This window comes from Pacificoceanicola algae (assembly GCF_049341065.1).
GTDB lineage: Bacteria > Pseudomonadota > Alphaproteobacteria > Rhodobacterales > Rhodobacteraceae > Pacificoceanicola.
Genome location: NZ_JBMPIX010000020.1, coordinates 75,828 through 84,168, shown reverse-complemented (window position 1 = coordinate 84,168; position 8,341 = coordinate 75,828). Strand labels below are relative to the sequence as shown.

The 8,341-nt window shown below is 60.1% G+C and carries 10 protein-coding genes and 1 tRNA gene; 6 read left to right on the top strand and 5 right to left on the bottom strand.

From position 1 onward, the window contains the following. Positions 1 to 58: 58 nt before the first annotated feature. Both ACOYQJ_RS20820 and ACOYQJ_RS20815 read right to left on the bottom strand, forming a co-directional pair. Positions 59 to 295, bottom strand: coding sequence for a hypothetical protein (locus ACOYQJ_RS20820; RefSeq protein WP_422907927.1), 237 nt, complete (start codon positions 293 to 295; stop codon positions 59 to 61). Positions 296 to 450: 155 nt separating this feature from the next. Continuing rightward, a tRNA-Arg gene (locus ACOYQJ_RS20815) sits at positions 451 to 527 on the bottom strand. Positions 528 to 765: 238 nt separating this feature from the next. On the opposite strand from ACOYQJ_RS20815, the gene ACOYQJ_RS20810 reads away from it, so the two are divergent. Together ACOYQJ_RS20810 and ACOYQJ_RS20805 are read left to right on the top strand one after the other, a co-directional pair. Next, positions 766 to 1,791, top strand: coding sequence for a LacI family DNA-binding transcriptional regulator (locus ACOYQJ_RS20810; RefSeq protein ID WP_422907926.1), 1,026 nt, complete (start codon positions 766 to 768; stop codon positions 1,789 to 1,791). A 1-nt stretch (position 1,792) separates the two neighbouring features. Next, positions 1,793 to 3,010 carry a winged helix-turn-helix domain-containing protein gene (locus ACOYQJ_RS20805; protein WP_422907925.1) on the top strand — a complete coding sequence of 406 codons (1,218 nt, stop codon included), beginning with the start codon at positions 1,793 to 1,795 and terminating at the stop codon, positions 3,008 to 3,010. A 5-nt stretch (positions 3,011 to 3,015) separates the two neighbouring features. On the opposite strand, the gene ACOYQJ_RS20800 is transcribed toward ACOYQJ_RS20805, so the two are convergent. Both ACOYQJ_RS20800 and ACOYQJ_RS20795 read right to left on the bottom strand, forming a co-directional pair. Then, entirely contained in the window at positions 3,016 to 3,720 is a 705-nt protein-coding gene (locus ACOYQJ_RS20800) for a winged helix-turn-helix domain-containing protein (protein WP_422907924.1), read from the bottom strand. After that, positions 3,692 to 3,985 carry a hypothetical protein gene (locus ACOYQJ_RS20795; RefSeq protein WP_422907923.1) on the bottom strand — a complete coding sequence of 98 codons (294 nt, stop codon included), beginning with the start codon at positions 3,983 to 3,985 and terminating at the stop codon, positions 3,692 to 3,694. Before ACOYQJ_RS20795 ends, ACOYQJ_RS20800 begins: the two co-directional genes overlap by 29 nt. Before the next feature lie 174 nt (positions 3,986 to 4,159). Here ACOYQJ_RS20795 and ACOYQJ_RS20790 point away from each other — a divergent pair, with 174 nt between their 5' ends. From ACOYQJ_RS20790 to ACOYQJ_RS20775, 4 genes are all read left to right on the top strand, one after another. Further along, a complete protein-coding gene (locus ACOYQJ_RS20790) occupies positions 4,160 to 4,642 on the top strand; it encodes a hypothetical protein (RefSeq protein ID WP_422907922.1) in 483 nt (160 codons plus the stop codon). A gap of 151 nt (positions 4,643 to 4,793) precedes the next feature. Beyond that, the gene (gene smpB / locus ACOYQJ_RS20785) at positions 4,794 to 5,270 is read left to right on the top strand and encodes an SsrA-binding protein SmpB (RefSeq protein ID WP_422907921.1); all 477 of its coding nucleotides are present in this window, start codon (positions 4,794 to 4,796) and stop codon (positions 5,268 to 5,270) included. Between the two features lie 505 nt (positions 5,271 to 5,775). Continuing rightward, complete coding sequence (gene sseA / locus ACOYQJ_RS20780) at positions 5,776 to 6,627, top strand: 3-mercaptopyruvate sulfurtransferase (protein WP_422907931.1); 852 nt, start codon at positions 5,776 to 5,778, stop codon at positions 6,625 to 6,627. A 3-nt stretch (positions 6,628 to 6,630) separates the two neighbouring features. Continuing rightward, positions 6,631 to 7,815, top strand: a complete 1,185-nt coding sequence (locus ACOYQJ_RS20775; protein WP_422907920.1) for an amino acid aminotransferase — start codon at positions 6,631 to 6,633, stop codon at positions 7,813 to 7,815. Positions 7,816 to 7,940: 125 nt separating this feature from the next. Here the strand turns inward: ACOYQJ_RS20775 and ACOYQJ_RS20770 are convergent, their stop codons facing one another. Then, the gene (locus tag ACOYQJ_RS20770; RefSeq protein WP_422907919.1) at positions 7,941 to 8,285 is read right to left on the bottom strand and encodes an antibiotic biosynthesis monooxygenase family protein; all 345 of its coding nucleotides are present in this window, start codon (positions 8,283 to 8,285) and stop codon (positions 7,941 to 7,943) included. Positions 8,286 to 8,341: the final 56 nt, after the last annotated feature.

Genomic DNA, 8,341 nt, shown 5'->3' with positions numbered 1-8,341 from the left:
AGATCGCTCATGTCACCGCTCCAGTTTTGGAAGCGTGAATCACGCGGCGCCACAGAAATCAATGCATCCTGACCCTAACCAGCTTTTCGAGCGCTGTTCGGATCTGCTTTTCGCTCAGATAGGGGAACAACTCACCAAAGGCCGAGATCGAATTGTAGGTCCAATACCGCCCGTCTCGAAGGTTACGGCGATTGGCTTGGTTCTTCTCGATCCAGAAGGTGATGTTCTGGAAAATCACCGCTGCATTCAGACCGACACGTCCGGCGATTTCGGGATCAAAGCTATGAAGGCTCATGATTGACCCTCGAAATGCGCACAAACGTGCGAATTTTGTACAGGTTTTGTACGAGATTTCGGTCGTTTTCGGGGAATTCGGCAGATATTGAAACGGGCGTTTCTACACGGCTCTGCACAACAGGCTGAAAATAAGCCATATTTTTCAGGTGTTTTTGGCGACCCTGGCAGGATTCGAACCTGCAACCTGTCCCTTAGGAGGGGACTGCTCTATCCAGTTGAGCCACAGGGCCGGTCAAGGCTGTTCGCATGAACGGTTCGAGTACACTCGTAGTCGGCGGGCCCCCAATAAATCAAGGCCGGATTTCGCATTGACTTCCTCGTTGGAAGGGGGCTGCTCTATCCAGTTGAGCCACGGGACCACTAAACCTGCTCATAACGTCCTGCGTGAAGCTTGTCATCCCGCAACCTGTCTTGAACCCAGCCGGGATTGCGGTAACGATTGCAGCAACTCAAAAAGGAACTTCGCCCTTGTCCAACGATGATACCCGCCCGCTGACCCTTCGTGATGTCTCTGAGGCCTCTGGCGTTTCGGAAATGACTGTAAGCCGTGTGTTGCGAAACCGGGGAGATGTCAGCCAGGCCACGCGGGAAAAAGTGCTCGAGGCGGCGAAGGCGCTGGGCTATGTGCCGAACAAGATCGCCGGGGCGCTGGCCAGCCAGCGGGTGAACCTTGTGGCGGTGATCATCCCGAGCCTGCGCAACATGGTGTTCCCCGAGGTCATGTCAGGCATCTCTGCCGTTCTGGAAGAGACCGATTTACAGCCGGTTGTGGGCGTCACCGACTACCTGCCGGAAAAGGAAGAGCGGGTTCTGTATGAAATGCTGTCATGGCGCCCCTCGGGGGTGATCATCGCGGGGCTCGAACACAGCGAGGCCTCCAAGGCGATGCTGAAGGCCAGCGGCATTCCGGTGGTCGAGATCATGGACACCGACGGCACACCGATCGACAGTGCTGTGGGGATCAGCCACCGCCGCGCGGGCCGCGAGATGGCCAAGGCGATCCTCAAGCAGGGCTATCAGCGCATCGGCTTTATGGGCACCAAGATGCCGCTGGATCACCGCGCACGAAAGCGTTTCGAGGGCTTTACCGAAGCGCTGGCCAAGGAAGGCGTCGAAATTGCCGATCAGGAGTTTTATTCGGGCGGCTCGGCGCTGGCCAAGGGGCGCGAAATGACGCGCGCCATGCTGGAGCGCGATCCTGAATTGGATTTTCTGTACTATTCAAACGACATGATCGCTGCTGGCGGTTTGTTGGAACTGCTGGATCAAGGCATTGATATTCCGGGGCAGGTTGGTCTTGCCGGATTCAACGGGGTTGAGCTGCTTCAAGGCCTGCCGCGCCAATTGGCGACCATGGACGCCTGTCGAACCGAGATTGGCACCAAGGCGGCGCAGATCATCGCAGCCCGCGTCGCAGGTGGCGAACCGGCAGTTGAAAAGGTGACCGAGCTGACCCCCACGCTCACCTATGGCAATACGCTGAAACGGCGTTGAGGTGCGGCTGGAGAACGCCCTTGCCCGGAGGCTGTTCCTAGACAAACACGCCCTGTCCGAGGCGCCGGTCGGGCCTTCGAAAGGGGCGGAACTTCTGGATCTGATCCAACGCATCGGCTTTGTTCAGGTCGACAGCGTGCGCACGGTTGAACGCGCCCACCACATGATCCTGTTCGCGCGGCGCGCCTCGTACCGGCCTGCGCATCTGGCACCTTTGCTGGAGCGTGACCGGGCGCTTTTTGAACATTGGACGCATGATGCCTCGGTCATCCCGACCGAGTTCTTCCCGCATTGGCAGTTGCGCTTTGCCCGCGACAAGCAACACTTGCAGGCGCGCTGGGAAAAGTGGCGCCGAAATGGCTTTGCCGAAAAGGCCGACGACGTGCTGGGCCATATCCGCGCGAACGGCCCATGCGGATCCTCGGATGTTGGGGCGGATGAAAAGCGCAGTTCGGGTGGTTGGTGGGACTGGCACCCGTCCAAAACGGCGTTGGAATACCTCTGGCGCTCCGGCGCCTTGGCCGTCACCCGCCGCGAGGGGTTTCGTAAGATTTATGATCTCACTGAACGGGTGATTCCCGAGGCGGCTTTGGCCGCACAACCGCCCGAGGCCGAGACAACCGATTGGCTGTGCCGGATGGCGCTGACCCGCTTGGGCTTTGCCACGCCGGGAGAGATCGCCAACTATTGGCAAACCCTGCGTCCGGCAGAGGTGAGGACATGGGCCGAAGACGCCTTGAAACGCGGTGAGATCGAGCCCATTGAGGTTGGCTGCATCGACGGAACCTGGCGCAAATGTCTGGCCTTTCCCGGTGTGCGTGACGCGGCGCTCGCCGCGCCCGAGCCAACGGGGCGGTTGCGGGTGCTGTCGCCCTTTGATCCGGCGCTGCGTGATCGCCAGCGGGCAGAGCGGCTGTTTGGCTTTCACTATCGGATCGAGATATTCGTACCGGCGCCCAAGCGGGTCTACGGCTATTACGTCTTTCCCTTGCTGGAAGGGGATCGTCTGGTTGGGCGAATCGACATGACGGCGCATCGCGGCGACGGCGTTCTGGACATTGCCGCGCTCTGGCCCGAGCGCGGGGTGCGCTGGGGTGGTGGGCGTCAGGCCCGGCTTGAGGCCGAGTTGATGCGCATGGCCCGTTTTACCGGGTTGGAGGGGCTGCGCTGGGCGGATGGATGGCTGCGCGATGGGCACCCGACAGGGGCGGTAGAATAAACGCCTTACGCCACCTCAATCACCGATTTGTCGATCGACAGAACATAGCCGCGCCGCGCCACATTCTTGACCAGCAAGGCGCTGACAAGCTGGTTGCCCAACCCGTCGCGCAACCGCTTGATCCGCATGGCCCCGGCGCTTTCATCGCAATCAGACTCGGATTTACCTGAAATCACGGCCTCGATCTGGGCGCCGGTCAGGATGTCGTCGTCCATGCGGGCCTCGGCCAGAACGGCGAGGGTTTCCATCAGCGCCTCGGTCAGTTTGAAGCCGGTGGAGTTGAGGTAAACCGTATTTTCCTCGCGCGACAGGACAAGGCTGTTCACCTCGATGCCCGAGCGTTCGATCTGCGCCATGCGGCGGTTGAGGCCCACCAGCATGACCAAAAAGACCAGCGCGGCCACAAGCATGGCGGCGGCGAAGAGCAGAAGCACAAAGATCACCATGCGATAGCTGGTCAGCGTATCGGCAAAGGTCGTTCCGCTTTGGGCGAGAATTTCGAGCAGCTTGATCTCGGCTTGCGAGGTCAGGTTGTCGTTCTCGACAAAGATCCGTTCCACCCGCGCGTTGAACGCATTGGCGTCGGGCAGGGTCAGCATCAGGACCGTGCCCACAAGCACCAGCAGCGCCACGATCGCGGCAATCCCGGCTGTCACGATGCGGGTGCCGGACCGGCGGGTATCAGTAACGGAGGTAGTAGTCACCGGCATTGGACCTCATCTGTGCTGTGGGTGATTGTTCGGAAAGGCCCAGCACATTCAGCAAGACCCAGCCTCCGGCAGACAGACGCGCCTGCGCAGTGCTGGCAGCCTGAGGGGCAAGGGGGCAACTGCCTTTGATGGCGAGAATGCCATAGTGCAGGCGCAGGGGGCTGTCCTGCTTGGCCTTGTATTCGACAAAGCAATCGGCCTGCGCGGCGGCTGGCAGACCAAGTGTCACAAGGGCGATCAGGAGGGGGGCGAGTGTGTTTTTCATAATGTGCAGACTGCGCTCTGGCTGCCGGAAATTCAATAACGATGGGCCTTTGGTGGGGTGTTATTCGATATCCCCGCGCGGTTATTGCCTGATTTTCCGGAACTCTCGCAAGGTGGATGCATGGACGCCTGTTCGGGGCGCCGCCGACCCAAACCCTTTTCAAGGAGAAACCCCATGTCTGCCAAATTCATTACCGGTGTTCTGACCATTGCCGCCACCATCGCCGCTTTTTCGGCCGCACCCGCCCGTGCAGGGAATGACGACGAAATCGCCAAGATCGTCGCTGGGGTTGCCACGCTTTATATTGCAGGCCAACTGATCAACGAGCTTTCCGACAATGGCGCCATCGTGCAGGTCCACGGTCCGGGCGATCGGTACGACGACCGCCGCTATGGCCACCAGGGCGGCAAGTGGAAAGGTGGCAAGTGGCAAGGCCACCGCTTCAATAAGGTCCTGCCGGGCAGCTGTGTTCGCAAGATCCAAAAGCGCCACACGCGTTTCGTGCTGCCGCGTCACTGCCTGCGCCGGAACAATGTTGCGCTGCGCCATTTGCCGCAACGCTGCGAAATCAACTGGCGCGGAAACCGCGGTATGCGCACCGGCTATGCACTGCGCTGCCTCAAGCGCAATGGCTATCAGATCGCACGTCGCTGGTAAGTGCGTGCACCGACCCGGCTGGTAGGCCGGAACCTGACTGAGCAGTGACACCGAAAAGGGCCCCCGCGGGGGCCCTTTTCACGCGTCGCGCCGCCGCGCTTTGGCTGGTCCGCATATGGACAGTGGCGGGCAGAGTGACTATCTGACCTTAATGGCCAAGAAACCCGCAAAAGCTGACCCGAACTACAAGGTGATCGCCGAGAATCGGCGCGCGCGCTTTGACTATGCCATCGAGGACGATATCGAGTGTGGGATCATTCTCACCGGGTCCGAGGTCAAAAGTCTGCGCGAGAACCCGTCGAACATCGCGGAAAGCTATGCGGCCGTCGAAGATGGTGAGCTGTGGTTGGTGAACTCGTACATCGCGCCCTACGACCGCGCGATGTTCAAACACGAAGAGCGCCGCCGCCGCAAACTTCTGGCCAACAAACGCGAACTGTCACGGATGTGGAATGAAACCCAGCGCAAAGGTATGACCCTTGTGCCGCTGGTGCTGTACTTCAACCACAAGGGCATCGTGAAGATCAAACTGGGCATCGCCAAGGGCAAGAAGAACCACGACAAGCGCGAGACCGAGGCCAAGCGTGATTGGGGCCGCCAGAAACAGCGTCTGCTCAAGCAGGGCTGATATACGGGGAGAACTGGTCAGAGTTTCCTGCCGCCTGCGAGCACCGCGCTTTGCTACCCCTCTGTTCGGCCGATTTGCGGCCCAAAAGGAGGGAGATCCCGAATGGAATTGATAATTGCTCTGGTGTCCGGCGCGATCGGCGGCAATGCAGCGGGCGGTTTGCTCAAAACATCAACCAAGGCACTCTGATCAATTCGCTGGCCGGTATCGTCGGCGGTGGATTGGGCGGCACCTTGCTGGGCATGTTGGGGGTACCTGATTTGGCGGGCGCAGCTGGTAAGGCCTGAGGCCTGGATCTGGGTGCAATCATCGGTCAGGTTGCCGGTGGCGGCATCGGTGGCGGCGTGGTTCTGGCCATTGTGGGCGCTATCCGCAACGTGATGGGCAAATAAGCAAAAACCGAAGGGCGCAAAGATCGGAAACGGGGTCGCACCCTTGCCAGTACGCGCCACCGGGACTAAGGACGGTATGTCTTTTCAACGCTCCCGGGAGTAAGCCCATGGCCATGGATGATCCCAAGACGCTGGTCTCGACCGAATGGCTGGCGCGTCATCTCAAAGATCCCGATCTGCGCATCCTTGATGCCAGTTGGTACCTGCCCGCCATGGAGCGGGACCCAAAAGCGGAATATGAACAAGCGCATATTCCCGGCGCCCGGTTTTTCGACATCGACGAAATCTCGGATGCCCGGTCCGAGCTGCCGCATATGGCGCCGACGATCGAAAAATTCATGTCGCGGATGCGTGCGATGGGCGTCGGTGATGGCCATCAGGTGGTTGTCTATGACGGCATGGGCATGTTCTCTGCCGCGCGCGTCTGGTGGACTTTCAAGCTGATGGGCAAGGATGATGTCGCCGTGCTGGACGGTGGGCTGCCCAAGTGGCAGGCCGAAGGCCGCGAGATCGAAGATCTGCCGCCGATGGTCCGCGACCGCCACATGACGGTGCAACGGCAGGCGCATCTGGTCAAAGACGTGACGCAGGTTTCCGCCGCCTCCAAGCTGCGGGATACCGAAATCATCGACGCGCGCTCTGCGGCTCGCTTCCGCGGCGAAGCGCCCGAACCACGCGAAGGGCTGCGGTCCGGTCACATTCCCGGCTCCAAGAACGTGCCCTATGACAGCCTGATGACCGAAGACGGCACGATGAAAGCGCCGGATGCGCTGCGCGCCGTGTTCGAAGCGGCTGGTGTGGACCTGTCCAAGCCGGCCATCACCACATGCGGATCTGGCGTCACAGCCGCGATCCTCAGCCTTGCCCTGGAACGCCTCGGCAAGAGCGACCATTCCCTTTATGACGGAAGCTGGAGTGAGTGGGGGCAGTTCCCCACCCTGCCCGTCGCCACCACAGAGGACTGACCGATGTTCGAGACCCTCAAGGAACAACCCGCAGACAAGATCCTGATGCTGATGCAGGCCTTTCGCGAAGACCCGCGCGAAGACAAGATCGACCTTGGCGTCGGCGTCTACAAGGATGCCACTGGTAATACCCCGATCATGCGGGCGATCAAGGCGGCAGAGCAGCAACTTTGGCAAGCCGAGACCACCAAGGCCTATACCGGTCTTGCGGGTGATCCGGCTTACGGCGATGCCATGATCAACCTTGTTCTGGGCGATGCGGTGCCGCGCGCCAACGTGGCTGCGGCTGCGACGCCGGGCGGGACGGGCGCGGTGCGTCAGGCCTTTGACATGATCAAGATGGCAAACCCGAAGGCCCGTGTGTTCGTGTCCGATCCGACTTGGCCCAACCACTTGTCGATCCTCAAGCACATGCAGATCGAAACGGTGATGTACCGCTATTTCGATAATGAAACGCGCGGCGTGGATTTCGATGGCATGATGGCTGACCTTGATCAGGTCAAGGCGGGGGATGTGGTGTTGGTCCACGGCTGCTGTCACAACCCGACGGGCGCCAATCTGAATATGGCCCAGTGGAAAGAACTGGTGGCCTTGCTGCTGAAAAAGGGCGCAACCCCGATGGTCGACATCGCCTATCAAGGCTTTGGGGACGGGTTGGACGAGGACGCACAGGCCGTGCGCCTGATCGCGTCGTCGGTGCCGGAATGCCTGATCGCGGCCTCTTGCTCCAAAAACTTCGGCATCTACCGCGAGAGAACAGGCTTGCTGATGGCCGTGTCGAATGACGCAGGCAATCAAAAGCTGAACCAAGGTACGCTGAACTACCTTAACCGTCAGAACTATTCCTTCCCGCCGGATCACGGAGCGAGGCTTGTGACCATGGTTCTGAACGATCCGGCCCTGCGCGCCGATTGGGCGGCCGAACTCGAAGAGGTGCGCCTGTCGATGCTGGGTCTGCGCGAGCAGCTGGCGTCTGAACTGCAGCGCCTGTCGGGGTCTGACCGCTTTGGCTTTATCGCGCAGCACCGGGGCATGTTTTCGAGGCTCGGCACCTCGCCGGAGATGGTGGAAAAACTGCGGGCCGAGCATGGCATCTACATGGTCGGCGATTCGCGGCTGAACATCGCCGGTCTGAACAAGACCACGGTGCCGATTCTGGCCGAGGCGATCATCAAGGTTGGCATCTGAGGTCAGCCTGATCCAATTGTGCCCTTCCGGGCGCTTTTATTCAGCGGGATGGTGAGGCGACGGCCTTACCATCCCGTTTCGTTTGGCGCCTATGATGGATTGAGCCCTTTAAGAACTTGGGCGCTTTAACCATGCTCCATGCGGCTGTCGTCGGGTGCCTGATCGCGGTCGGTCAGGCCGTAATCGCGCAGGACATGGCAGACCTTCAAGCGATAGTCCGAGAACAGCCCGGCGCGCCCTTTGGACTGGGCGTTGCGGTGTTTCGCCAGTTTCCGCCAACGATCCACAGCCGCTTCGTCTTCGAAAAAGCTGATGGAAAGCAGTTTCTCGGGGTTGGTCAGACTTTGGAAGCGTTCGACGGACAGGAAGCCCTCGACCTCTTCGACCAAGGGGCGCATCTGCGTCGCGATATCCAGGTAGGCGTTTTTTCGGCCTTCGGCCGGGATGACTTCGAAGATGATGGCGATCATGGTTTTGTCCTTGGTCAAAGCTTTGCGTTTCATCTTGTCAAAAATACCCCGGGGGA

What these genes read in the sequence shown, in the direction of transcription:
- ACOYQJ_RS20820 (WP_422907927.1), bottom strand. Translation starts at nt 295, where the DNA reads ATGAGCCTTCATAGCTTTGATCCCGAAATCGCCGGACGTGTCGGTCTG.
- ACOYQJ_RS20800 (WP_422907924.1), bottom strand. Translation starts at nt 3,720, where the DNA reads ATGCCGGTGACTACTACCTCCGTTACTGATACCCGCCGGTCCGGCACC.
- ACOYQJ_RS20795 (WP_422907923.1), bottom strand. Translation starts at nt 3,985, where the DNA reads ATGAAAAACACACTCGCCCCCCTCCTGATCGCCCTTGTGACACTTGGT.
- ACOYQJ_RS20790 (WP_422907922.1), top strand. Translation starts at nt 4,160, where the DNA reads ATGTCTGCCAAATTCATTACCGGTGTTCTGACCATTGCCGCCACCATC.
- smpB (WP_422907921.1), top strand. Translation starts at nt 4,794, where the DNA reads ATGGCCAAGAAACCCGCAAAAGCTGACCCGAACTACAAGGTGATCGCC.
- sseA (WP_422907931.1), top strand. Translation starts at nt 5,776, where the DNA reads ATGGATGATCCCAAGACGCTGGTCTCGACCGAATGGCTGGCGCGTCAT.
- ACOYQJ_RS20775 (WP_422907920.1), top strand. Translation starts at nt 6,631, where the DNA reads ATGTTCGAGACCCTCAAGGAACAACCCGCAGACAAGATCCTGATGCTG.
- ACOYQJ_RS20770 (WP_422907919.1), bottom strand. Translation starts at nt 8,285, where the DNA reads ATGATCGCCATCATCTTCGAAGTCATCCCGGCCGAAGGCCGAAAAAAC.